At 46.1% G+C, this 26,104-nt stretch carries 21 protein-coding genes; 6 read left to right on the top strand and 15 right to left on the bottom strand.

Annotated features, from left to right (window positions below; translation table 11 throughout):
- Positions 1-5: 5 nt before the first annotated feature.
- Positions 6-686, bottom strand: a complete 681-nt coding sequence (locus KO533_RS10065; RefSeq protein ID WP_105251552.1) for a TIGR00153 family protein — start codon at positions 684-686, stop codon at positions 6-8.
- Between the two features lie 231 nt (positions 687-917).
- Between KO533_RS10065 and KO533_RS10070 the strand changes: the two genes are divergently transcribed.
- On the top strand, positions 918-2,414 hold the full coding sequence (locus tag KO533_RS10070; protein WP_219253958.1) for a CYTH and CHAD domain-containing protein: 1,497 nt from the start codon (positions 918-920) through the stop codon (positions 2,412-2,414).
- Positions 2,415-2,497: 83 nt separating this feature from the next.
- Here KO533_RS10070 and KO533_RS10075 read toward each other — a convergent pair whose 3' ends face one another.
- The 8 genes from KO533_RS10075 to KO533_RS10110 form a co-directional block, all read right to left on the bottom strand.
- On the bottom strand, positions 2,498-3,322 hold the full coding sequence (locus KO533_RS10075; protein WP_105253058.1) for an ion transporter: 825 nt from the start codon (positions 3,320-3,322) through the stop codon (positions 2,498-2,500).
- 155 nt (positions 3,323-3,477) lie between these two features.
- Entirely contained in the window at positions 3,478-3,807 is a 330-nt protein-coding gene (locus KO533_RS10080) for a hypothetical protein (protein ID WP_028761837.1), read from the bottom strand.
- Positions 3,808-3,908: 101 nt separating this feature from the next.
- Complete coding sequence (locus KO533_RS10085; RefSeq protein WP_219253960.1) at positions 3,909-4,562, bottom strand: DUF4178 domain-containing protein; 654 nt, start codon at positions 4,560-4,562, stop codon at positions 3,909-3,911.
- A gap of 164 nt (positions 4,563-4,726) precedes the next feature.
- Positions 4,727-5,416 (bottom strand): PspA/IM30 family protein, encoded by a 690-nt coding sequence (locus tag KO533_RS10090; protein ID WP_219253962.1) that lies wholly within the window; start codon positions 5,414-5,416, stop codon positions 4,727-4,729.
- An 11-nt stretch (positions 5,417-5,427) separates the two neighbouring features.
- Positions 5,428-5,841, bottom strand: coding sequence for a DUF2170 family protein (locus KO533_RS10095; protein WP_105251554.1), 414 nt, complete (start codon positions 5,839-5,841; stop codon positions 5,428-5,430).
- A gap of 78 nt (positions 5,842-5,919) precedes the next feature.
- A complete protein-coding gene (locus tag KO533_RS10100; protein WP_173496768.1) occupies positions 5,920-7,644 on the bottom strand; it encodes a polyamine aminopropyltransferase in 1,725 nt (574 codons plus the stop codon).
- 4 nt (positions 7,645-7,648) lie between these two features.
- Positions 7,649-8,548, bottom strand: coding sequence for a DUF350 domain-containing protein (locus KO533_RS10105; RefSeq protein ID WP_113939026.1), 900 nt, complete (start codon positions 8,546-8,548; stop codon positions 7,649-7,651).
- Between the two features lie 13 nt (positions 8,549-8,561).
- Positions 8,562-9,533, bottom strand: coding sequence for a hypothetical protein (locus KO533_RS10110; protein WP_105251557.1), 972 nt, complete (start codon positions 9,531-9,533; stop codon positions 8,562-8,564).
- Positions 9,534-9,771: 238 nt separating this feature from the next.
- Here KO533_RS10110 and glnE point away from each other — a divergent pair, with 238 nt between their 5' ends.
- The gene (gene glnE / locus KO533_RS10115; RefSeq protein ID WP_219253964.1) at positions 9,772-12,627 is read left to right on the top strand and encodes a bifunctional [glutamate--ammonia ligase]-adenylyl-L-tyrosine phosphorylase/[glutamate--ammonia-ligase] adenylyltransferase; all 2,856 of its coding nucleotides are present in this window, start codon (positions 9,772-9,774) and stop codon (positions 12,625-12,627) included.
- Positions 12,628-12,731: 104 nt separating this feature from the next.
- Positions 12,732-13,703: a sensor domain-containing diguanylate cyclase gene (locus tag KO533_RS10120; protein ID WP_219253966.1), complete on the top strand. Its 972-nt coding sequence runs from the start codon at positions 12,732-12,734 to the stop codon at positions 13,701-13,703.
- Between the two features lie 89 nt (positions 13,704-13,792).
- Here KO533_RS10120 and KO533_RS10125 read toward each other — a convergent pair whose 3' ends face one another.
- Entirely contained in the window at positions 13,793-14,752 is a 960-nt protein-coding gene (locus tag KO533_RS10125; RefSeq protein ID WP_219253968.1) for a sodium-dependent bicarbonate transport family permease, read from the bottom strand.
- A 138-nt stretch (positions 14,753-14,890) separates the two neighbouring features.
- Between KO533_RS10125 and KO533_RS10130 the strand changes: the two genes are divergently transcribed.
- On the top strand, positions 14,891-15,889 hold the full coding sequence (locus tag KO533_RS10130; RefSeq protein ID WP_219253970.1) for a LysR family transcriptional regulator: 999 nt from the start codon (positions 14,891-14,893) through the stop codon (positions 15,887-15,889).
- A gap of 124 nt (positions 15,890-16,013) precedes the next feature.
- On the opposite strand, the gene KO533_RS10135 is transcribed toward KO533_RS10130, so the two are convergent.
- A complete protein-coding gene (locus KO533_RS10135; protein ID WP_168822572.1) occupies positions 16,014-17,639 on the bottom strand; it encodes a methyl-accepting chemotaxis protein in 1,626 nt (541 codons plus the stop codon).
- Positions 17,640-18,226: 587 nt separating this feature from the next.
- On the bottom strand, positions 18,227-19,507 hold the full coding sequence (gene zapE / locus KO533_RS10140) for a cell division protein ZapE (RefSeq protein WP_219253971.1): 1,281 nt from the start codon (positions 19,505-19,507) through the stop codon (positions 18,227-18,229).
- Between the two features lie 281 nt (positions 19,508-19,788).
- Here zapE and KO533_RS10145 point away from each other — a divergent pair, with 281 nt between their 5' ends.
- The gene (locus tag KO533_RS10145) at positions 19,789-20,586 is read left to right on the top strand and encodes a polymer-forming cytoskeletal protein (protein WP_219254029.1); all 798 of its coding nucleotides are present in this window, start codon (positions 19,789-19,791) and stop codon (positions 20,584-20,586) included.
- Between the two features lie 44 nt (positions 20,587-20,630).
- Here the strand turns inward: KO533_RS10145 and KO533_RS10150 are convergent, their stop codons facing one another.
- A complete protein-coding gene (locus KO533_RS10150) occupies positions 20,631-22,196 on the bottom strand; it encodes an insulinase family protein (RefSeq protein WP_251073407.1) in 1,566 nt (521 codons plus the stop codon).
- Positions 22,193-23,611: a pitrilysin family protein gene (locus KO533_RS10155; RefSeq protein ID WP_219253973.1), complete on the bottom strand. Its 1,419-nt coding sequence runs from the start codon at positions 23,609-23,611 to the stop codon at positions 22,193-22,195. Before KO533_RS10155 ends, KO533_RS10150 begins: the two co-directional genes overlap by 4 nt.
- Positions 23,612-23,827: 216 nt before the next feature.
- On the opposite strand from KO533_RS10155, the gene KO533_RS10160 reads away from it, so the two are divergent.
- Positions 23,828-24,655, top strand: coding sequence for a M14 family metallocarboxypeptidase (locus KO533_RS10160; RefSeq protein ID WP_219253975.1), 828 nt, complete (start codon positions 23,828-23,830; stop codon positions 24,653-24,655).
- Between the two features lie 92 nt (positions 24,656-24,747).
- On the opposite strand, the gene KO533_RS10165 is transcribed toward KO533_RS10160, so the two are convergent.
- Complete coding sequence (locus tag KO533_RS10165; RefSeq protein WP_105251568.1) at positions 24,748-25,662, bottom strand: L,D-transpeptidase family protein; 915 nt, start codon at positions 25,660-25,662, stop codon at positions 24,748-24,750.
- Positions 25,663-26,104: the final 442 nt, after the last annotated feature.

Genomic DNA, 26,104 nt, shown 5'->3' on the forward strand with positions numbered 1-26,104 from the left:
ATTTGTTAAACGCGAGCCAGCATAAGCTCAAGACGCGAACCGACGCGTTCGGCAAGATCTGCAAGACCACCGACCCATTCAATCGTTTTGTAGAGGAACATCACATCGACAGGATTCAATTCAGATTCCATAGCGAATAACTGACGGCGTAACTGAATTTGTAGATCGTCAGTATCTTCTTCGATGATATCGAGTTCATTTATCATTTTTGCCACTAAGTCGACTTCACGACCACGGAAACCTGTTTCTAACAGATCTTCGAGTTCATTAATGACTTGTTTTGCTAGTGCTACCGCATCGATACAGCGTTGAAGATAAGCAATAAATGGGACTTGCATGACCTGAGGGATTAACAGCTGACGGCCGATAACACGACCGGAAATATCTTTGGCTTTGTTGGCTATCTTGTCTTGTTGAGTTAAAAGTTCCAATAAATCTGTACGTTCTACTGGCATAAATAAACCGCTTGGCAGAGTCAGGCGGATTTCACGCTTCAGTGAATCTGCTTGCTTCTCGGCTAAACTAATTTGCTTACGTAATTGAACTGCACTGTCCCAGTTGCCTGTGATAGTGGCTTCGAAAAAGGGGACGAGTAACGATGCGCAATCGTGTACTTTGTCCATGTGCTCTTGAAGAGGCTTAATTGGCGATTTTGCAAACACGCCCAAAATAGAGTTTACTGGCATTGCCGTTTACCTATTTAGATTGTTCCATTATTGGAAAAAGCGGGCGCATGTTAACCTATGCGTCCGCGTATTGAAACTGTGTTTTTTCAGAAAAAACGACAGGTTTATTCTAACGGGTTATATACCAACTGCAAAACCAAATCCTACGGGATTTTTATGACACATTTGTGACATTATGAACTAAAGATGACGCATCGATGAATATTTGATGACAAAGTGAGCGGTTACGCAATGAATGCTGAGATTGAATTAAAACTGTTTTTCCTGCCGATATATCAAGAATCCCTGATAAATAAGTTAGATAGTCTCGATAATGCCGTACCTCAAGGTCAACGTCGTTTGGCGAATGGTTACTTCGACACCCCTGACTTGCAATTACGTCAGTGGGACATGGGATTGCGGGTGCGCGGTTACGATGCGCACCGAGAGCAGACCATAAAAACCGCAGGACAAGTCGTGGGCGGCATTCATTCGCGGCCCGAATACAATGTGACTATCCAATCCGATAGCCCAGATTTAAGTCTATTTCCTACCAGTATTTGGCCCGCTGATGCCGATTTAGCGGCAACTCAAGCTCAGTTAACTTGTATATTTCACACCGATTTTCATCGTCGCGCTTGGCATGTTCAGATTGATAACAGCGTGGTCGAAGTTGCGTTAGACATAGGTGAAATCACCGCTAATGGCCAGCAAGAAGCCCTGTGTGAGCTCGAGTTTGAACTCCTCAGTGGCGGTACTGAGGCGCTACTTAAGCTAGCGATGCAAGTGGCGAGTGTGGTGCCAGTGCGTTTAGGTAAGGCCAGTAAAGCGCAGCGGGGCTATCGATTGGCGGGCAAGGCTAAGCCGCTCGATTTAAAAGCATTGGAATTTCTGCCACTGGCCGAGTCACACGATTCTTCTTCACAGGATTTAAGTGCAAACTGCCAAATTCTGCTTGAAACCGCCCTTGAGCGCTGGCAATTATTAGAGAGCATGATTGCAGAGGAAAGCGACCCTGAAGCCTGTGTTGCACTATGGTGGCGGATGCGCGCCTGTATTCGTTTGCTGCGCATGACCTTAAATCAGTTCGAATTATTGAATGTGACACTGTCTAGCCAATTTATGCTGATTGAAAAGCAGCTCGATTTTATTGAGCAGGCACTGGCGTTGACCGCCTTGCTTGGTAGCCAAAGAGGCTTATTTGCTAAACTTGGCCAACACGCCCAAGTTAAAGTGCGACTTCTGGCGCAACTGACAGAGATTAATCTGACGGAACGCTTACTCTCCCTATGGCAACAGACCGAATATGGTCAATTACAGCTGGCTATTGTTGAATTGTTACTTAAGATCAGTGTTGGTGAAGTGGACATCACCCATCAGCCTAGCTTACGCCAGCATGCCGATAGTGCTCAGCAAGCTTCTTGGATGGCGATAATTGAGGTCATGCCACTCAATAGCGTCATGACAGCGGCGAATTATCTACAAGTGGCCACAGTGTTGGATGCGAGCATTCTTGTGGGTCATGCCTACGGCAGTTTATATGAGGCGAAATCACGGGACGCATTTCGTGCACCTTGGCAAGATCTTGCGCTTGGGATTAAAACTTTGGCTTGTTATCGCGCCTTACAGGATACGAGTCGGGAGTTAGATATCAATTTAGCTGAGTGGCTGGAAGACAAGCAGCAGAGTTTGTTGTTTGCTATGGAATCGACACGCCGTAACGCGATGCAACAGCAGGTCTACTGGTAATATTACTTTTTATCGCTGATAAACGGAAAAGGCTCAATCTAATATAGATTGAGCCTTTTCATTAGTCCGTTTTCTCAACAAAGTCAGCTATTTTTTGTTTCGATAGCCTGCTTAAGTTCCGCAATTTGAGCCAGCATTTGCGCTTGATTTTGTTCTATTTTTTGTTGGTTCTCTTCCATTCTTGCTAAGGCTAATTCAAGCTCTGATTTGATTTCGGCTTTATGCGCATCTTGGCGTTCTTGACGTTCAGATTCATCTGGCGCAACAAATACCGATGCCATATAACCTGAAATCACCCCAAAAAAACTCACACCGCTGACAATGACCACGCCACCTATGATGTGGCCTGCTGTGCTTACAGGATAATAATCGCCGTAGCCGACGGTAGAGATAGTGACTAATGCCCACCAAATCGCTTGCTCAGCGGTCTGGATATTGGCGCCTTCGGTGCCGCTTTCGACGATGAGCATAATGACGGAAGCTAATGTCAGAATCGTCACCATAGCAACCAGTAAACTGGCTAAGGTGGCTTGTTTACGTTGTTTTACCAGTGGGAGCAGCAGTGAGCGACTCATGCGGATCAGGCGTATTACCCGTAGGATTTGAAAAAGCCGTGCCATACGTAGGGCTTCAATCGCCGGAATACTGGCAATAAAATCAATCCAATGGTGTTTAATGAAAAAGCGTTTATCGCGAGCACGGATCAACCCAACAAAGAAGTTGATCATAAAAATCATACAAATACTGGTATCGACAAAGAAGAGTAAGCGGTAGGTTTCGCTATCTAGGCGGCCGAAGGTCATGACAAGTACTATGATCACCGACAGCAAGGACAATAGCATCATCGCCATTTCGAATGGAGAAGGAGTGCCAAGGGTGCGAAGCGACCATGGGGTTTTATCTGTCATGCCAAACATGATCCCTGTTAAGTGCGGCGAATATCACTACTAAAGTAAAAGACTTTAGGCTGTGAGTAAATTGACTGAGTTAATAAAAGGGCTATATATCGATTAATCGCGCCAGCCAATGGTAAGAAGGGTTGGCGCTTGAGATCAGCGTTGCTTTAGGTTTCATCAACAAAGTGGACTAAATCGTCGAGCACACGGCGTTTAATTTCTAGCTGTGAATCGGCACTTAAACCATATTTCTCTGCCAGTTGCACATAGTCATCTGCATTGAGTGACACGGTAAGACGCGGACGCGTTGGCCGTTTCGATACGCTAAGACCTAAAATAGTGCGAATTTGATCAGAAGGGCTAACGCCTGCATCTAACGCGGCTTTACGAATAGAGTATTGAAATTTTTCATCGAGATCGAAGGCAACCTGTGTCGCCTTAGCGGCTTGTTGGTTCTTTAACCATTGCTCGGGCAGAGGGTGTTTGGTTTTACTCATGGCGTATTACCTATTGCTATCAACCGTTTCTAGCGCTTATCTGTGAGATTGTATTGGGATTATTGATAAAGTGCGAGCACGCACTTTATCTTATTTTCGTGTTATTTCGCCGGCCAGTATTCCCGAATATCCGTTAGCGGGCGATATAGGGTCAAGACGACATCGGTATCACCCCCTTCGTAGACTTCCACTTCGACGGCGCAGCTTTCATTGTCATCAAGTAATAAATAGTACTCAAAAGGCTCACCTGTGGCGCCATTGGCATCCTGTGGCGGCTTTTGGCCACGATAATCCTGACGATGGAAATAGCCAAAAGCGGCAAAAGTCACTTGGTGGTATTGTTTTCCAAGCCATTGTTCAAGTTGTTCAGCTAAGTCGGCCGATAATACTTGCGTAGTTAACTCGGCATGACCCGGTTCCTCGAACAGGGCGCTGAATTGCTCGAGATCGAATAATTGCTCCACTTGGGCGCGGGAAACCTTAATCGAAAAGGCGAGATAGGTTTCGTCGTCTTCTTCAATGCTCAAAAAGAGAGTATCGCTACCATGTCCCTTGAGTAACCACTCGGAGTGTTGTTTACGTTCAGACTCGTAAGTATGTACGGCTTCGACTCTTAATTGTTGACCACGGAGTTGTGGTGGCAGGGCAAAACTATCATCGATTGAGATCATGTCGCCGACATTGAGCTGGGACGGGTGATTGAGCTCGCGCTGTGGCGGGGCTTTCTTACCAAAAATACTATTGAAAAATCCCATAGTGACTCCTGCTGACTATGCTCGCGTGCGGCCTCATATCGATTGGCTGCGGATATTCACGGGCAATAGTGGTCATTTTTATTTAATGAGGATGAAACAAAAAAATGCCGAGGTCAGTAGGGGGTGATGATCCCACTGAGACTCGGCATTCGGTCAATCATTGCTTAGCTTTTACGTGCTTTGATTCGATCTAGCACTGCATTTGCGTTTGACTTTTGCTCACCAATACCCGCTTCGGCTAATTTGGCTTGCAACGACTTATCACTGTTTTCATCGGCTAAGGTTTCAGCCGCTTTTAAACGGTCGTCAAATTGTTGCTGACGTGCCTTGATACGTTCTAGTGAATCTTTAGCGTTCAGCAGCTTAGAGTTGCTAGACGCGAACGAGTCAGTAATGGTTGCCGTCGCTTTTTGGACGCTTTCGGTGGTTTTAACCATGCTCAACTGACGTTGATAATCAGACAATTGGCGTTCGGTTTTCTTCACTAAGTCTTTCAAGCGTGCAGCATGGACGCTAAAGCTGTCGTTGGCGCTTTGTTGCTCAGACAACTCTTGGTCTAACTGAGCAATCTTTTCAGCAATTTCAATCGCTAAGGCTTCATTACCTTTGTCCAATGCTTGAGTTGCATAACCTTCGTGTTCTGCAATCGAACGTTTCAGACGGTCGATTTCACGGCTGGCTTGCATTTCTTTTGCCATGACATCGGTCAGTTCACGTTTAGCATTGGTTAAATGCTTTTCTGCATCACGGATTTCCTGTTCGAAAATACGGGTTGAGTTTGCGTCAACGATGCTTTGGCCAACTTCGGTGGCACCACCGCGAAACGCTGTTAAAATTTTATTCAGAATGCCCATTTTGTGGCTCCTTATTTCAGATAGTCGACCAATTCATCAATAACTTCTAAACAGTTATCAGATAAAACTGCTAATTCTTGCTCGATTTCGAGCATGCTAGATTGTAGTGATAGCGCACCGTAAACCACGTATTTGTCATCAATTTTTGCAAAAGCTGACAAGGGCATTGGAATGTTGAGCTCTAGCATGGTTTCAAACATTTCACTGCGACGTTCTTGATTTACTTCGTTCTCGCCCCACAGGTAGCTGATGCAAAGTACTTGGTTGTCCGTTACCGATACAAATACCGGGATTTCTTCACGGCCGACCACATTCACTTGCAACACTTCGACTTCACCATCGATTGGATAACAATCAAATTGAAAGCCAGTTTGGCTGTTGTTGCCAAGACTGTTGAGGTGATTGGCAATGGTATGGATATTCATATTTGTCCTTATTGACATATTATGTCTGTGTTCAAAGATAGCACTGAGACATAATATGTCAAGTGCTATCTCATCCTATTAAAAAAGATCCAGTCCTTGATTCTCGGACCAATCTTGCAAATGGTAGTGATACAGCTGCAATGAACCCAATTCATTGGGTTTTATGTTGGCGGCATCTTGATAAAAATTGGCTGGAAACTCAAAGGCGCCATCCACTAAACCTAAAGTGAGCCAGTCATCTTTGATGGGCAACACAGTTAACTTCGCTAATCTGTGTTGTGCATCGAGTCCGCCTAAGGTTGCAATACTCCAGCCCCATTCACCAAAACTGGGCACATTATGATGGTACTGCTTGACGTCAAATCCCGCCAATGCCAAGGTTTTTGCTACCGAAATAAAGGCCTTAGGGGCATGGTAAGGCGATGTCGACTGTACAGTCAGAGCGCCATCACTGCTCATAAGTTCCTTTAATTTACGGTAGAAATAGTCCGAATACAGCTTATTAAGATCGGGATGGCTCGGATCAGGCAAGTCTACGATAATCGCATCGTATTTCACGCCTGTGGCAATCAGTTTATCGACACCATTAAATGCATCGTCGTTGATCACTGTGACACGGGGATCATTCAGTGCATTGCCATTGAGCGCCAACATAGCGCGACTGAGACTATCGGGCATATCTGTATCGGGCGATTTAAATAATTGCACTAGGCCCACATCGAGATCGAGCAGCGTGACTTGTTCAGGTTCCCAGCGCAGTACTTGTTTTAGACCGAGTCCATCACCGCCGCCAATGATCAGCACCTTGTTGTGACGGGCACTGGCCGCGAGCGTAGGATGAACGAGAAACGTATGGTAGATGTGCTCGTCTATGCTAGAAAATTGTAAGCGACCATTGATGTATAAAGCATAAACGGGCGGTAGACCGTTACCGCGCAACCGCTCGGTGAAGGTCAGCTGTTGGAAACGTGTCGCCTTGGCGTAAACCACTTTGTCTTTATAGAGCAAATTATTGAATTCTTGCTCCCAGCGTGGGCCGTGGATTGCTAATACGAGTAAGACGCCAGTCACGATAAAATGCCCACTCAAAAGCAGTTTAGGGCGGCGGATTTTAGGCCAGAATCGCCAGATAAACACAAAACCTGCCAATAGATTGAAACTGGCGGTTAAGGCGGCGGCGAGTTGGATATCGATGGCGAGCATAAAGCCAACCCAAATGGCGGCACCTATGCCTGCGCCTATGTAATCAGCTCCGTAAATGGTGCCCGCGTTATGCAGTAAATGCTCGTCGGAAAGGGATTGGCGAACCCTAGCAATCAGCGGGATTTCCATACCAATCATCAGGCCCAATAACACACCCCACACATAGGGTAAGTATTCGCTGAGTTTTTGCAGCGAGCCTATCATGCCACCTTCGGGCAGTTGATCTGGCGGTAAACCTAAGGTATTAGCAATGATCAATGGCAGTTGTTGACCAAAACCAATCACCGCTGCTGTGATTAAAATGGCGAGTGAGCCACAGAGTGCAACTGTGAGTTCTAAAATCACAAAACCGGTAAAGGCATCACGGATCTTACGGGCGGCGAAGGCACCTAGCCCCATGGAGACAATCATTAAGCCTATCATGGTGTAAATGGCGGCTTCTAATGCGCCTAAAATGCGGCCCGCATAGTGGGATAAAAGATATTCGTAGATCAGGCCGCAACCTGCTAATACGGCCATAATGCCCAGTAAGAGAACATCGTCGAACCAACCTAGGCGGCTAGGTTTAGCCGCCGAGGGAGTTAAGCTAATTTCTTGCATTCGATTAAGCCATCAGTGCCGTAAGAATAAGTGCGATAGCGATACTGATCGCCATTTCTACTGCGGCGATACCGATATTGTGTTGTCTTTCCACTTCATCGGCTAAATCGATACGGGCTAATACCAGTTTCTTCACGACGAACAGCAGTAAGGAGAGTGCGATCAGCATAATGACTGAGAACACTAACCAACCGATCACGTTAGTCACATAAGCCGTTGGATTATAAATAATAAAGTGACTGGCGGCATTAAAGCTCAGTGCCATAGCAATCATATAACCCGCGTGGCGTAGCGCTAACGCTGTATGACCTTGGGCTAAGGCTTGCTGCATAGACGAGTCTTGGTTGCGGCTTGCGAAACGGTTTTCACGCCAGCGCGTGAGTAGCACTAACATCAACTGCGAAATCGCAAAGGCGCTGAAGATGGCAATGAAGGTATCGACAGTTAAATCTTCTGCCCACAGCAAGACAGAGCGAATGATAATGGCGGTAGCAATAGCAACGCTGGCATCGACGATAGCGACGGACACATTACCTTTGATGATTTGCTCGTTCTTATCAAACTCATTTAGCGCTATTTTATCGTGGAGAAAACGGCCGAGTTTAATCAGTACTAAACCGAATAAACCATAGCAGCTCATGCCAATCGCTTCGGTAAGATAAGAGTGTGCCGCAGCGCCTGTGATAGCGCCTGTAAGCACTATGCCTAGGGCGGCAACTGCGCCAGCGGTACTAATGCCAAAGGCAAAGTTATCCCGCTCTGCCAGCTCCTTACTGCTATTGACCTTTACACTCCAACCTTGCAAATAACGCATTAGCGTTAGCAAAATCACGGCTATGGTGAGATCGATAGCCAGAATGATGGCTAGCTCTGGTGTGATACCGAAATCCTGAAATAATGTCATTGGAAATCCTTAGTTACTTGCCCCGGCGCACACTGCGGGTCGTGCGATTACTGGAATTGCGGAAACTGCTGTCTTTAGCATAGTTAGATCGAAACTTACTGTTCGAACTCTTGCTCGCACTTGTCGTGCTGGCCTTAGGTGCGCTGGTACTTTCACGGGATAACGCCGTGCCACCAGTTCGCGGCTTAGCATAAGGGCTGTCAAAGCGCTTGCCTTGTGAGTCGAAACGTTTTTTCGTTTGTTCGAAAGTCTTATTTTGCGCATCCGCTTGTTTGGGTGAGGTATAGCGATAACGACCTACGTCATTGTAATAGCTATAACCTCGGTTACCCGACCAACGATCGTAGGAAACTGGGCGATTGAAGACATTCGAAAACATCGAATACATGCCATACCAAGCCCAAAACGAAGTGCCGCTTGAGTCGGTTTGCCAGTTGCCGTAAGAGGGATTACCAACTAATTGACTGCCTGGACCAAAATCTTCACCGCCGTTGGCTAATGTTGCGGCCTCACGGCTAATCGCATTTACGCGAGCCAGTTTGCCGTCGGACATATCGGCGACCACGTTGACGGGATCAGATAACATATCGTTAAACAGACTGGGATCTGCGGCTTGATAAAGATTTTCTGCTTCGGCCAGCTGTTGATCGAGATCAGCAAAGTTACTCGCCACTTTCGATTCATCTAAACGACGTTTTAGCGAGGTATACATGGGACCTTGGGTACCAGAATCCTTTGCTAATTCATCGAGTAAGGGTGCTAAATCGGGTTTCTGTTGCTTTAGCAGTGTCGTGTATTGTTTTAAGAGATTAGCGTTACGCAACTGGCCGTCATCGATCATCGTCGTGAGCGTAGCGAGACGTTGCTGTGTGAGTTGTTGATACTTCGCGATTTTATCCGGTCTGTCATCGCCACAACCCGTCAGCGATAGCGAAACGGCTAAAAAAAGTATCGATGTGAGAACACGGGTTAGCATTCCTGCCATGTTTTCTCCAAAAGGTAATGAAATAAAACTCAAATACTTGCAGGCAATAATAATCCGCTTGCCCAATATGCCTGCCGCGCAGGTTATAGTACCCTTAAATGCCACAGATAAAAGTGTAAACCTTTATTTGTGTGTTGCATCAGGTAGCTGCAAGTCTCGTCGAACATAACATGATGTGGCGTCAATCTATATCATTTACGACATAATATGTCGATAGCTAAATTTGTTAGGGATTATTATGACCATGCAAAAAGACAGTAATAAGTCATTGTCTATTCTTATTAATCAAACCGCTGAACGCAATTGGCTGCGATTAGAGGAAGCATGGTCCGAAGGACTTGCGCAATTAACGCCTGCTCAGCAGCAAGAACTCAAAACGGTTTTGGGACTCAGTGATTATGTAGCGGCTCAACTATGCCGACATCCCGAGTGGATCGCTATGCTGTTTGCAGGCGATTTAAGCCTGATTGATCGTAAAAACTTTGATGTTGATTTACATGAAGAACTGGCTAGCACGACCACTGAGGAGATGGCTAAAACCACCCTGCGACGATTTCGTAACTATCAAATGGTGCGTTTAGCTTGGCGTGACTTTTTAGACTATGCCAGTTTAGAGGAATCCTTGCTTGATCTGTCGGCGCTAGCCGAAGCGTTAGTAATCTGCGCCCGCGATTGGCTCTATAAAGATATGTGCGCTCAATATGGCACGCCTATGGACAAAGAAGGGAATCCGCAACCGCTACTGATTTTAGGCATGGGTAAGTTAGGCGGCCGCGAGCTTAATTTCTCCTCCGATATCGATTTGATTTTCACGTTTCCTGAGCATGGCGAAACCGTCGGCGGTCGTCGCAGTTTAGATAATCAACAATTCTTTATCCGCATGGGGCAAAGGCTAGTGAACTTGCTCGATCAAGTCACAGTCGATGGTTTCGTGTTCCGCGTGGATATGCGTTTGCGCCCCTACGGTGAAAGTGGCCCCTTGGTGGTGAGTTTTAGTGGTCTTGAGGATTATTACCAAGAACAAGGGCGAGACTGGGAGCGTTATGCCATGGTCAAGGCGCGTGCGCTCGGGCCTTGGAACCATTTCTCCGATGAACTACACAGCCTCCTGAGACCCTTTGTGTATCGCCGTTATATCGACTTTTCGGCAATTGAATCCCTGCGGAAAATGAAGCAACTCATAGCGCAAGAAGTGCGGCGCCGTCATTTGACCGACAATATTAAACTCGGTGCAGGCGGTATTCGTGAGGTCGAGTTCGTGGTGCAAAGTTTTCAATTGATCCGTGGCGGCCGTGAGCCTGCGTTGCGTCAGCAGAGTTTATTCGGTGCTATCGATACGCTTTACAGCTTAGGGCAGTTTGAATATTTGGCGGTGGATGAGCTTAAACACAGTTATTTACTGCTGCGCCGGGTTGAGAATCTGCTGCAAGCCATTGACGATAAACAAACCCAAACCTTACCGAATAATCCATTGGATTGGGCTCGATTGTGCCATGTACTCGATATGGCTAATGAGGTTGATTTACGCACTCATATTGAAGCGGCAATGAGCAAAATCCATCGTCATTTTAAAGCCACAGTGGGCGGCGAAGAAGGCGAAGAAAAAGCTGAACATTGGACGACGCAGCTGTGGAACATGCAAGACCTTGATGATGGCATTACGTTGTTGGCCGAACAGCAAATTGATGATGACAAGCTGTGCCCTATGCTCAGCAGCTGGCGCGAAACAGTGACTAAGCGTTCGATTGGTCCACGCGGGCGGGAAACCTTAGATAAATTAATGCCAAGATTATTGGAAGAATTGATTCATCAACAGAGTCCATCGTCAGCTTTTGAACCCGTGTCTAAGGTGCTGGAGCAGATTTTAACTCGCACCACTTACCTTGAGCTTTTGTGTGAAAACCCCGGCGCGCGGCAGCAGTTGGTGAGCTTGTGCTGCGCCAGTCCTTGGATTGCCGCGCAGTTGGCTAAATTTCCCATGTTGCTCGATGAGCTTATCGATCCGTCGCAGCTCTATGACACGACCTCCATTGACGATTATCCGAGCGAGCTGCGTCAGTACATGATGCGCGTGCCCGAGGATGATATGGAGCAGCAAATGGAAGCGCTGCGACAATTTAAGCTTTCACAACAACTTAAAATCGCCGCCGCCGATGTCACGGGGGTTTTACCCGTGATGCAAGTGAGCGATCACTTAACCTTTTTAGCCGAAGCCATTATAGAACAAGTGGTGATGCAGGCGTGGCAACAGGTTTCAGTGCGCCACGGCGTGCCTGCATACCTTGAGGGCAGTGACACAGGCTTTGCCGTTGTCGGTTATGGCAAGCTCGGCGGGATTGAATTGGGTTACGGCTCCGATCTCGATTTAGTTTTCTTGTGTGAAAATAAAACAGAAAACGGCCTGACCAATGGCGATCGCCCGATTGAAGTTGGTCATTTTTACCTCAAACTCGCCCAGCGCATTCTGCATTTATTCTCGACTCGCACCACTTCGGGGGAGTTGTATGAAGTGGATATGCGCCTGCGTCCTTCTGGCGCCTCGGGTTTGATGGTCAGTGAGATTGAGCGTTTTGGCGAATACCAAGCTAACGAGGCGTGGACTTGGGAACATCAAGCTTTAGTTCGCTCGCGTTTTGTTTTTGGTGACAATAGTTTAGCGGTTAAATTCAGTCATATTCGCGCTTCAGTATTGGAAAAGTCCCGTGATAAAGCTGAGCTGCAAAAAGCGGTACGTGAGATGCGTCAGAAGATGCGCGATCACTTGCTTAAAGTCAGTGATGGCATGTTTGATTTAAAGCAGAGTCCAGGTGGGATTGCCGATATTGAGTTTATTGCCCAGTACTTAGTGCTGGCTAATGCTCACGAGTATCCAGAGCTAACGATTTGGTCTGATAATGTGCGGATTTTTGGTGTGTTAGCTGAGCTTGAACTTTTGCCAATGATGAGTGCCCAGCATTTAACTCAGACATATTGCTTACTACGGGATGAAAATCATCGACTTACTCTGCAACAAAAGGCGGGGCAGTTACCAGTGTCAGAGGTAGAAGACCATGCTGAGCGGGTGTTAAACATTTATAGTGCTGTGCTTGAATAGTGCAGTCTTTAAGGGGATTAAGGCTGATACGAATTTCAGCCTTAACACCGCAAGAATACACCATTTAGGCTAGAGTTTAATGAGAGCAGTTAGCTGAGAGTGCCATGCAATTACCTACAATTCCTGAAAACGAGCTGCAACGCTTGGCCACATTACGCGCACTTAATGTGCTCGACACCGATGCCGAGGAACGTTTCGATCGTATTACTAGGCTTACGCGTAGAATTTTCTCTTTGCCCATCTGTGTTGTGACTTTAGTGGATGCCGATAGGCAATGGTTTAAATCACGCCAAGGATTGGAGGTGACTGAAACACCTCGGGAAATTTCATTTTGTGGACATGCGATCAATCATGACGGCATTTTCATCGTGAACGACGCCCTCAAAGATCCCCGCTTTAGTGACAATCCTCTGGTGACTGAGCAGCCGCATATTCGCTTTTACGCCGGCTATCCCCTCACCATTCACGAGCAATATCGGGTGGGTACTTTGTGTTTAATCGGTACTGAACCGCGGGATTTTACGGCTGAAGACATTGAAACCTTAACGGATTTAGGACAAATGGTAGAGGCTGAATTACTCTCTATCGCGCAAAACACCTTAGATCCCTTGACTACGATTTCGAATCGACGTGGTTTTGAATTACTGGCCCATCAGTCACTGGCGAGTTGTCGACGTACCGAATCTGAGGCGGCCTTAGTATTCTTCGATCTCGACTTTTTTAAGGAAGTGAATGACAGCTTTGGTCATCGCAAGGGCGATCAGGTGTTATATGATTTTGCCCATATCTTAATGACCGCTTTTAGGGAGTCGGATGTGATCGCAAGGCTTGGCGGCGATGAGTTTGTGGTGCTGCTAAGTTTTGTGCATAGAGATACAGTCAATCGGGTCATCGAGCGTTTTAAGCAGTTACTTGAGCAATATAATCAACAGCATCCTAAGCAACATAGATTGGCGACCAGCATAGGTATCGCCCATTGGACACCGGATTCAGATATGAGCTTAGAGGATCTGTTAGATTCCGCTGATAAAGCCATGTATCAGAATAAAGCTGCACATCACAGTGATGCATCTTAAATTGTTTACGCTTATGCCAATGAAAAGGGAGACAATAATGCCCCCCTTTCATTGGACTTTATTCGGCGAAGAAGTACTAAGCTGCGCCATTAAGCCGTAATGAGCATGACCCAGTGTTGATATAAAGGTAAGCCAATTAGCACGTTAACCGGAAATGTGATCCCGAGTGAGGCTAGCATAGCCAGACCTATATTGGCTTCGGGGATTGCGGCACGAATGGCCGCAGGCGCTGCGATATAAGATGCGCTGGCACTTAATGCCGCTAACACTAAAATGCTGCCTGAAGGTAAGTCCAACCAAACGCCTACACCAATACCACACCAAGCCAATACAAAGGGCGCTACGGCGGCAAACACTAATAAGCGCCATTGTTTAAGTGGTAGCGGCAAACACACTTTGGCCGTTACTAAGCCCATTTCCAGTAAAAATAATGCCAGTAAGGTTTTGAATCCGCCTAGTAGCACAGGTGTGAGCGACGCAAGTCCCGTTGGGCCATAAAGCCAACCTATCACCACACCGCCAAGGAGTAATACAACGCCACGACTGGTTAAGGCTTCGTGCAACACGCTTGATTGAGTTTCATTTTTGGGTGATGTTTCAATTGCTTTTTTGGCACTTAAGTATCTGTGTAACCAGAGCATTACGACAATAGCAGGTAGTTCCAGCAGCACGAGATATAGGGTCGTTTCTGGCCTTAAGATCAGTCCAGATTTTTCAACCATAGCCATCACCACCGCAAAGGTTCCCGCACTGACGGAGCCGTAATGGGCGGCAATACTAATGGCATCGGTATGGCCAATGCGAACCAGCCGAGTTAGTACAGGGTATAAGGCCAAGGGGATAATCAAACCTAAGGCAACAACCGCTAACAGCTCAGTGATCACTAAGTTTTGAGTGTGACCGTGGAGCGCCATTCCGCCCTTTAAACCTAAGGTAAGCATTAACAGTATGGATAGGGTTTCGTAGATCGCGGGGGGGACTTTAAGATCTGATTTCACTAGGCCAGCTAACAGGCCTAAGGCGAAAAATGCAATGACAATATCGGGCATAGGTATCTCATTAAGTTTGACTTTTAAGCGGTTCAAAACGCGCTTGTTTGTCGAGTGATCCTGATGGCTGGTGATTTTGGACCTAATTAGTTATATTGAAAAATAAATTGTTTACCACCTAGGTATAGATAATTGTCTATGGATAAGCGTTCGTCATCGACTCAGCTTAAATTGCGGCATTTGAGTTTTCGGTTACTGCAGGTGTATGTGCAAGTGGTGCGGTTAGGTAATATTTCCGCAGCGGCGAGGGCATTGCATTTAACTCAACCCACAGTGTCATTACAGCTTAAAAAACTGGCCGATGTGTTGGGCGAGCCATTACTCGAGAGTCGTGATGGCCGCATGTTACCGACCTTGATTGGTAATGAGTTGTACCGCGCAGCCTGCGATACCTTGAGTCGTTTTGAGGATTTCGATGCTTTTATGCAGCAGGCTAAAGGTGGCAGTGTCGGTCACATTAATATCGGTATTGTCACTACCGCAAAATACGTGTTACCACGGATTTTAGGGGCATTTTATCGGCAGTTTCCACAGGTTAAAGTGACCTTAAACATTGGTAACCGTGCCCATGTATTAGGCAGATTTGAACGTCAAGAAGATGATTTATACCTGTTCAGTCATCCTCCAAGTGGCGATAACGTGTTATCTGCACGCATCATCAAAAATCCGCTGCAACTGATTGCACCAAAGGAGCATTGGGCTGTGGGTCGTGAACAAGTGAATTTTAACGAGCTTAAAAATGAGCGTTTTATCGTTCGCGAACCGGGGTCAGCCACCCGCTTAATGTTCGAGTCTTGGTGCAGCGGCCAAGGCATCACGCTCGGTGACACTATGCAAATCGAGAGTAATGAGGCGATACGCTTGAGCGTCGCGTCGGGCTTAGGTTTGTCGGTGATTTCGGCGCATACCTTGCAAGAAGGGCGCGAAAAACCTGCAATTCTAACTGTTACGGGGTTTCCGCTCGAAAGTAACTGGTATCTAGTTGGCCGTAAAGATCGCCGTTTGCCCTATGCCGCCATGCAACTGGTGGACTTTATGGCGGCGCATTTGATCGAGTGTATCGAGCCAGAATGGGTTGCCACTGATATCAGTGAACTGGCTATGCACTTTAATCATGCACCACAAACTCGATCCTAGCACTCTTGAGTCTTGCTTGTATTATGGAATGCTTTAATAAACTAGATCATAGCGTTATGCATTGAGGGTAACGGTTGAACACATCTTGCGCCATTACCCTCTGATTCCATTATAAAGCGATACTCTAGACTTTAAATCGCGTCAGTAGATTGTTCAGTTCAACGGCGAGTCTTGAGAGTTCATGTGCCGAGGCACTGGTTTGCTGTGCCCCCGCAGCACTTTGGCTGGCAAGATCACTAATATTCACAATGTTTTTATCGACCTCACGTGCGACTTTCGCTTGTTCTTCGGCGGCGCTTGCGATGACCATGTTGCTGTTATTCATCGTACTGATTTGGCGATTAATCGTGTTTAATGCATCCCCTGCCAATCTTGCGACTGAGAGTGCCTGTTCAGCCTTTTGGCCGCTGTGCTGCATTGATTGCACTGCCGTTTCGGTGCCGTGCTGGATTTTGTTAATCATGTCTTCAATTTCACGGGTCGAGGACTGAGTGCGATGGGCTAGGGCACGAACTTCATCAGCAACAACCGCAAAACCACGGCCTGTATCGCCTGCTCGCGCCGCTTCAATGGCTGCGTTTAAGGCCAGTAAATTCGTTTGCTCAGCAATGGCGCGGATCACATCGAGAACTTTACCTATATCCCTCGCTTGAATCGCTAAGGTTTGAACAACCTGTGAACTTTGTGTCACATCCTGATTCATGTCGATAATGGCTGCGACTGTCTGATCTACCTGTTTTTTACCTAATTCGGTACTGCGGGCGGTTTCTTCAGAGGCTTCTGAAGCGAGCACCGCCGTATTGGCAACTTCATCTACTGCCGAACTCATTTCGGTAATCGCAGTTGCCGCTTGCTGTATTTCATCATTTTGTTGCTGTATGCCGCGGGAAGCATCTTCAGTGACGGAATTGAGTTCTTCGGCGGCGGAGGCGAGCTGGCTAGAGGAGTTTGCTATATGGGATAAAGTGTCGCGCAGGTTTTGCTGCATTTCAGCTAATGATTGCATCAGTTGACTGGTTTCATCTTTACCCTCTGTACTGATTTTCTGTGTTAAATCCCCCCTTGCGACTGCTACTGAAATGCCTACAGCTTCCTTCATTGGCTGCACGATACTGCGAGTTAAAAATATTGCCACTACAAATGCAGCGATTAAGGAGCCCACTATCATAATGCTGTTTAGCCATTTACTCTCGTCGTAGGCTTGTGCAGTTATTTGACCTTGTTCCTTTGCATATTCAGTATTCAAGCTGCCAATGCTAATGAGCGTCTTTGTCATTTTTTCGGCTTGCACTATCATGACATCATCCATGATCCGTTTAGCTTCGGCTGCATCATTCGCCTGTAGCTTGCTGATCATCTCATCTTGATGCTTTAAATACAGATCAAGGCTGCCACTAAATTCTTGATAGAGCTCCTGCTCACCTGGCAGGCTAATTAAAGGCTCATAGTTTTTTTGATCCGTTTTAATACTCTGGCGGATTTGCCTTAATGTATCGAGTCCTTTGTTAAGTTCAGCAGCCGAATTTGCTAATAACAGGCGAAATGTAAACACCCTAGCGCGCATCACATTGAGGTTGATGCTCGACAGACTGACCAGCGTAGGTAGGGTATTATCTTCAATTTCTTCTGCAGTGGATCGCATGGATGACATTGTCTGTAATGACATGATTCCTTGAAGTAGCAACACAAGAGCAAGTAATCCAAACGCAGCAATTAATCGTGAGCCAATCTTAAATTGTCGTAACCACATAAGTTAATCGTCCCTGTATTTAAAAGAGTTCCGTTTAAGGCAGTTCTTAATATTTTCTAGCGAATATTTCGAACTAAGTGTCATGGCGCTTAGTCAGAATCATGAGTCTTTAGTTGGTTGCATAAACTATAGATTATATTTTTGAGCTTTTATGTTGCAGGTTGTAAATTTGATCGATTTAAACCTATAGGCTGTAAATTAGAACAATTGAAACTAAGTTACACCGTACCTTAAAACTCAAGGTTAGCAACAGCTAGAAGCAAATTGAACGTAATGAGTCATTTAGTTGTGTGGATTGAATCGATTATGGTGGATGGATTTTCTATTTTATGTATTTGATTTTTAATTATTATAATGTTTTTGCTGTACTAGTTTGTCTATGATTGCAGATTTTCAATTTAGGTACTTATTCATCTTTCTAGGCTTGTATCTGCAAATAGCGTATTTGACTTGTTATATTCTGAATACATGAATTATCTTGTCACTAATTGTTCCTCGAATTTTTATCGTGATGGTTAACTTCTCGCTTATCAATATTAGGGTTTTGGTCTAACTCAACAGAGCGATAAATCGCTAATGTTTTACGGTCATTCACTTCGACTCATTGCTATTAATCGACTGTAGGTGCGGCGGAATTCAAAACTGAGTGCACCACCTTGATAGAGTTCACTCAGTGGCACGTCGCAGCTGAGATATAAGCTGACATTTTGATCGTATAACTCATCAATCAAGCTAATAAAGCGCCGTGCTGTGTCGTCGTTGGCCGCATAGGAGAGTTTGCGCTCGCCCGTGGCTGCGGCTTGGTTATCACCTGTACCGTCCTCTGTGCCGCGGGCACGGATCCAGCTTTTCACTTCGCCACCTAATTTGGGAACGCCGCTTACCATTAAGATCTTAAATCGACTGGCGATTTCGATGTAATCGAGTTGGGATCTCGGGCCGTCACATAGGGCATAAAAATCGAACCAAGCGACTGAGTTGCCTGTTGGTGCTATAGCGGCGCGGATCACTGGAATTTCACGGTTGCAGATGGTGAGGCTAGTATTACTCATTCTGCTATCACTAATGCCAATAGCGCTCATATTGGGTGTATTTGGCGTTAACCTATTCACTAGCTTGTCAAAAATCTGCTCAAAATCGAGTGTTCCGGTAATGCCGATATTGCGGGAAATCGAGGCGTTAACTTCAGCGCTATCAATGCCAATCTCGTTGTTTAATGAAGGATTGCTAGCGTGCATCCTATGGTCTTGGTTGCCATTGAGGTGCAGCATTTGAGTGTGTGTTTGCAGCAGTTGGATGCAAGGTAAAAATCTGTGCCTAGCTAGGCCGTTCTCATATAAGCGCTCAATAGGAATATTTGAGGTGGCGACCAGCACCACACCTTGTTTGAATAGGCATTCAAAGAGCCCTGCGAGTATCATGGCATCGCCAATGTCCGAGACAAAAAACTCATCGAAACACAGCACCTTGCACTCTTTTGCGAGATTTTTAGCTATGAGAGTTAACGGATCTCGTTTACCCGAATGTTCGCGTAATGCTTCGTGTATCCGCGCCATAAATCGGTGAAAATGCAGTCTTAACTTGCCTTCACTCGGCAAGCAATCGAAAAACAAATCCATCAGAAACGTTTTGCCCCGACCCACATCGCCCCACAGATACAGACCTTTGATTGCTTGTTTGTTGATAAGGGAAAACTGTGCTGAATGTGGCTGTAGCATCAACTGCTTAAATAGCACATCGAGCGCCAACACCGCCTGTTGCTGCGCGGGATCGTCAATGAGATCTATGCTCACCTTGGCGCGATACGCTTCAAGTGGTGTCACGATTGGGGTTATCGATTGCGAGCTAGCGGAGTTTGAATGTGCCATGTCGGGGTCTCGTTGGCGGTTTGTTTTCGGTGTTTGCTGCTAGTGTGTTCTTTAGCTTTGTTTTAGTGCGATATCAATACTCACCTTTTTGAGGCATCCTGTTACTCATATTCAGGTACTCGGGAGCCATATGGCAAGATGCTCAGGGTAACATAGTCGCTGGCGTGACTTAAGTCCCGCTCTGGGGCTTAGGTTAAATACTAAGCGAAACCAGTGCTTTATTCTCGAGGACTTTTACCATAACATCTTTGTCACAAAAATAATGATATGGAATGAATCCTATGGCGAGTAAGGGCAATGGCATTACGGTTATCAGTGCGCAAACCTTGATTGAGGGCGACATTCAGTTAGAGAGCGCGGCATTCATTGCGGGTAAATTGCAGGGCAAGATTAGATCAGCAGGACAAATTAAGATCGAACTTGGCGGCGAGATCTCTGGTGAAGTCAGTTGTCATGAGCTGCGGGTTTGTGGCGTATTTCGCGGAAGAGTCTGTTGTAATAAGTTGATTATTACCAGTTCTGGTGTGGTTGACGGTGAAGTCGCCAGTCATCAGATGGAGATTTACGAAGGCGGGCAGTTTATTGGTCAGCGTATTAAAGGTCCTGAACTTGATGCCTTGCCGGACATGCTACAAGCACTCGCGCCAATAGCTCAACGCTCGGATGCGCATTTATATGCCAGTGAAAGCACTTTACTAAGAGGTGATCATCTGGCGATTCGCCCTTGGCTGTATGTTGCTGTGGCAACTGTCGTCATAGCGTTAGGTTTTAGTTTTGGACCAGAGCAATTGCGTGAGTGGTTACCGAATCTTAGTGACAGCCCGCTGAAAACTGAGGTGTCTCCGGCAATCGAGGGGCTTAAGGCAGTAAATGGTATGGCTCCTGATCAACCTGCTACGCCAAATAGCGCGAATGCCGACAATATGGCGGTATTACCGGCAGATGATCCTGATCCGCAGATCATGCAGCAGGATTCGGCGATGGAAGATTTACAACAAATGGAACAAGGCCATGAACAGATGACGCAGGGTGATAATGGCGCACCGCCTGCCAGCGACAATGCGACCAATAAGCTTTAATCTGTCGATCGCGCATTTGAATCTTTTAGAAGGATAATTTGGCTTTAGTTGTCAGTTCGGCCAACCTTGACCCTTTCAAACTGCCACTCTGGTAGCTTAGTTTTTAAGTCAGGAAGAATTCGAGCAACATCGCCCCGCAAGATAATCAATGGCTCACCGCTAAACGCCGCGTTGGCTAACTGCTGCAGCCTTTCGGGCGTTAGAGCCTGCAACTCTGCATTCAGCTTTTGCACATCAATTCGAGTTAATCCTGTCGCGACTTGGTGGATATATTGATTTTCACGTTGAATGCTGTTGTCTTGGCTGAGCAAATCTTCACCGATCAAATAGGTTTTAAGTGCATCGATTTCACCTTGGCTAACACCTTGCGTCTTAACGAGTGTTAGGTGATCTACTATCCCCACCACAAACGCGCCCGTATGTTCTATGGCTGTACTGCCATAAAACTTGATACTGCTGGAGAGCGGTGCATTAGCACATTGGCCGTAGATGCCATAGGTGAGGCCGCGTTTTTCCCGTAAATCATAGTAGAGTCTGCCCGAAAAACTGCGGCCCATGAGTGCGGATAAACTGCGACAGCTTAAGGCGACTTCCTGTGGGTTCAGTAGCTGCTGAGTTGATGCATCACTTAGGACATGATCTATGGCATAGCCTAGGCGGACTTGGGTTTGCACGCTGCCCGGCGCATCAATAAGGTAAATCCGCTTGATTTGCTGAGGCTTTACTGTCTCTAGTTTATCCACTTTCGGCACTGAATTAGGCAATATTGGCCACAGTTTAAGGCTAGCCTGAAGGTCAAATTTAGCGTTATTTGCCAAAGAGTTGGGTAGAAAAAGATGCCACTGTGCTTGTGTTACCGCCTGCTGTTGGATTTGTTGCAGTTGCCTTAGGCTGAGCGAATCGAACAATGCATTATTATTGATCACTCTATTGTAGGGATGTTCAGGGCCGAGCAGTTTATCGCGCCACACTTTATCTATCTCGGCGCCACTAAAGGCGTTTAAGTGTTTATTGAGCTTGAGTTGACGGCGAATATTGTCGACATCGACGGGGGCGGTTGTCGCATCAACAAAGGCATCTGGCTGCCAAAATTGCAGTAGTAAGCCGTAGATATGGTTAACATCATCGGGGCAAGTGAGGCTTAAATTAATGCTGTGCAAGCTGACACGCATACTGAAAGTTTCAAGACAGGGATCTGAGCGGCTAATGGCAAGTGCGCGGGCCTTTTCTTGAAAGGCAATCTGTAAAATATCAGGATTATTGAAGGGAACTTGCGGGCTCACAGCCGCTAAACTGACCCTGTTGCTCACACTGTTATTCATTTGAACTGAGGCAAGGCGATGTAACTGATAGGGTAAATCCAATTCGGTATGGACTTCATCGGTAAAAATTTCATCCGTTACGGGGATAATGACGCCGCTTTTGGGTAAATGACTGTTCAAAGAGCTAGGCAAAGAATGGGCTAAAGAGTTTGGCGTTTCAAAATGGGCCAAACTCGGCGGTTCGCTCGGCGTGAAGACGATTTGCGTCTGCTGGCAGGCGTTTAGTGATAAAGCCACAGCGCAGAACATTAAGCCTTGTAGCTGCTTTGACATTGTCTGAGTCGTCATAATACCGCATCCTCTAAACTGTCACTCATATCGTTAGGCAGCCATTCCAGTAGCGTTTTACCCCAGCGAATATACCAAGGTGGCAGTAGGTCGACTCGGACATAATCTTGGTTGAAATACCGTTTTGCGACGCTTTGGATATCGTCGGTCGTGACTGCGTTGATCCGTTGCCACTGCGCGGTAAAGGGATGGTCTTTATCTTGAGCCGACGTTGCGGAAAGCTTGATGGCTAAGGCCTGTGTGTCATCCAGTTGTTGTAATTGATTGTTTAACCACACTTGTTTAAGTGTGCAAAGACTTGCTTCATCCAGAGCATCTTGCTGCGTTTGTGCCACAAGTCCCAACACTTTTTGCACTAAGGCATCGAGTGAGGTCCGTGCCCGTGGAACCAAGACGATATTCGCTATGCCGTGATTTTCTAACTCAAAGGGCAGGGAATAGCTGAGCATTTGTTCGGGATTATGCAGACTGAGTTTAGCGAGTGCACTGGCGGTGTTTTGAAATAAATAGCCTTCTAGCAGCCGAATTGCCGCAGCATCGGGGTGATCTTTACCTACTGTATGCCAAGCGAGCAGTAATCCGGGCCAAGGTCCGCGCTCATCCACTAACTCAGCATGTACTTGTTTAGGCTGGATTGTTAACTCAGAAAATTCAGGTTCAGCAATCGTTGGCCTAGACCAAGCCGCAAAATTTTGCTCAATCCATTGTCGGGTTTGTGGGCTTAGTTTGCCGACAAGGGAAAGCTGCATCGCATCGGGACGATAATAATCACGGTGAAAGGCCGTTAGGTTTTCTGGCGTGGCTTGCAAGATATCTTCGCGGCTGCCAATAATACCGTGACCGTAGGGAGTACCTTTTACTTGCTCGAGTAAAAACACCATCGCGCTGCGGATATAGGGCTGATTATCTATGGTTTGTGCCATTTCCTGCAGTACGGTTTCCTGTTGATTTTTAACCGTAGTGGCGTTAAGGCTAGGGCGGATAAAGCGATCGGCTTCGAGATATAAGCCCAATTCTAATGCTTGGTTTGGCAGCGTCACATAGTAGTTGGTGTAGTCAAAATGCGTGCTGGCATTAAAACGTGCACCTAAAGCACTGAACTGCTGAGCATAGGTATCGCCGGGGGCATTTTTACTCCCTTTAAACAACATGTGCTCAAACAGATGGGCGTAACCGCTCTGACCTTGGGCTTCGTTGCGGGCGCCTAAATTAAATTGGCTGGCGACTGTGACTGTTTGTTTATCTGCCATGGGCAGTAATCGCACTGTTAGGCCATTTTGTAGCGTATAGGTCTCTATATTCGCTTCGAGCGCATATAAGGCTTGTGCATCTTGCTCAGCGCGACATTGGGCCTGTAGCGTATGACTGAAAACACTGGCCGAAAGGGCGATAAAAAAGGTGATTTGAGTGTTCATAAGGGCGTCCTGCCGAGCTTATTTTTTAATTTGTTAAATGTCTTACTCAAGCTGGATACCATTAACGACAGGCAATTGATACATTCGCAGGTATCGATACAGATTGCACCACTGTCGACGACTGCTCGGATTTCATCGAAATCAGTTGAATAGCATTCAGTTTTTGAAAAGAACTGCTATGATGGCACAGTTCTTTTTCTGGCATAAGTACAAGATATGGTAAGCAGATCTCCGTTCGAATCCTTTCAGTGGAAAAGCGATATTTTTAACTGTGAAAGCACTGATATTGATAATTTCTATCTGCTGCTTGAGCAGGAAATGACCCGTTTGGGCATGGTTGAGAAAACATTGGGTGAAGTGGGTAAATACGATGTTAGCTTGTATCAGTCACCGGCCGCTAAGTCAGGCTTACCTTCTTTATTGATCAGCACAGGATTTCATGGCGAAGAATCTGCAGGCCCATGGGGTTTGTTGCATTTTTTGAGTGAAGCTTCAGCAGACCTATTTGAACGGGTGAACTTGAGTTTATTGCCTCTCGTCAATCCTACTGGATTCAGTCGTGGTCATAGATTTAATAAATACGGCGAAAACCCAAATCGTGGTTTTGTATTTGAGAATGGTAAACCTAAAGCGAATGAACATACATCGGTTGAAGGTAAGCTATTGTTAGAACACGCACAGTTACTGCTTGCTGCGAGTCGAGACGGTATTTTAACTTGCCATGAAGATGTCTTGAGTCGTGAAGCCTATGTGTATTCTTTTGAGCCAAGCCAAGTGCCAGGACGTTTTAGTCTCGATCTGCGCGATACTTTAGGTGGTTATTTCCCGATTGAGGTAGACGGTGAGATTGATGGGTGTCCTGTTAAGGATGGTTTGATCTTCAATCATTTTGATACGTCTTTTGAAGCTTGTTTAGTACGAAGTGGTGCTCGTGTCGGTGCTTGTACTGAAACGCCTGCGTTGCAAAACTTCGATCAACGCGTATTAGCAAACAGTGCTGCTATGACTCACTTCTTGGCCCTGTGTGCACCTTTATGTGATTGATATTTTAGTCTATTACGTTAGTGAATAGCCTGACATGACAAAAAAATACCCGCAGATTGCGGGTATTTTTTTAGGTGATATTCGCCAGTGAATTATTGATTAATTCGCATTGGCACACCAGTACGTTCATCGAGTAGCTTCTTGATCACAGAAGAATCAGTGTCAGCTTTAGCGATAAACTTAGCGATCTCTTTTGGCAGTGATATCGCAACGGGCTCATTTGATTCAAACTCCGCCACAGTGCGAGACAATGGTTGATGCACGGCTAAGTAGCGTTTACCGTCTGGCTCTTCGGTTGCTTTAATCGGCTGGTTCACAAATTGTACCCGAGTTCCCACTGGTACAGTCTTGAATAGATGTTCGATATCTTCATGGCGTAAACGCACACAACCTTGACTGACACGCAAACCGATACCGAAACTTGCGTTAGTACCGTGAATCGCATACAAGTTGCCGATATACAGCGCATACAGTCCCATAGGGTTATCTGGACCCGCTGGCCATACCGCTGGCAGGATTTCACCTTTAGCAGCATATTCTTTACGAATGCGCGGTGTGGGTGTCCAAGTTGGATTCGCACGCTTGCGTTGTACTGTGGTCACCCAGTTTTCTGGTGTGTCTTTACCGATTTGGCCAATACCAATAGGCAATACTTCAACAGTCTTTTTGCCTTTGGGATAGTAATATAAACGCATTTCAGCCACGTTGATCACTATGCCTTCACGGGGAGCGTTTGGCAGGATCAATTGCAATGGAATGATCAGTTGGCTACCTGGTTTTGGCAGAAATGGATCCACACCTGGGTTAGCTTCGAGTAAGTTACTGAGACCAAGCTGGTATTTGGCTGCGATATCTTCGAGAGTGTGTTTACCCTCTGGAACCGTATAATACTGGTTCTCGCCAATTAGCCTGCTTTGGGCGGCTGGTAAAGGATATTCCGTTGCTAAAGCGGACAGACTAGGGAAAACCAAAGTCAATAATAAAGCTGTGGTGCGAAGCATACTCATAAGCGGATACTACGATTCCTGTTAATAAAAAAGCGTGTTTAACGCAGCTTTCTCTCTTAAAACGAGAGCGGCAATTTGACGAGCAAAATGCACTGGCGCGCGAAGCTCGCATCCTTCCTTATTTTGGACATTATTTCAACTGAAATATGATCAGTACGGCGTATTTATCGCTTAATTTTTTGTTTTAACGGTTTTCCTTGGCGGCGTCAATTGTCAGTATTTAGTCTTGTCGTTAAAACCTGCTGTACTCAATTGTCTTGTGTATGCCTTCCTGCTTGATGATAAATATTTGCAGTGTTAACCAATCTAAAACGTGTCTGTTTGAATGGCGAGCATGTATGGCGTTACTGGAACTGAATTGATTTGTTTTGGGAAAACAGTGTGTGGTCATTTTCTGACAAGGCTATTGCTCATCGGATAAAGTGAGTTTAAATCATCTCAT

The sequence above is a fragment of the Shewanella sp. NKUCC05_KAH genome (assembly GCF_019345585.1).
Lineage (GTDB): Bacteria > Pseudomonadota > Gammaproteobacteria > Enterobacterales > Shewanellaceae > Shewanella > Shewanella oncorhynchi.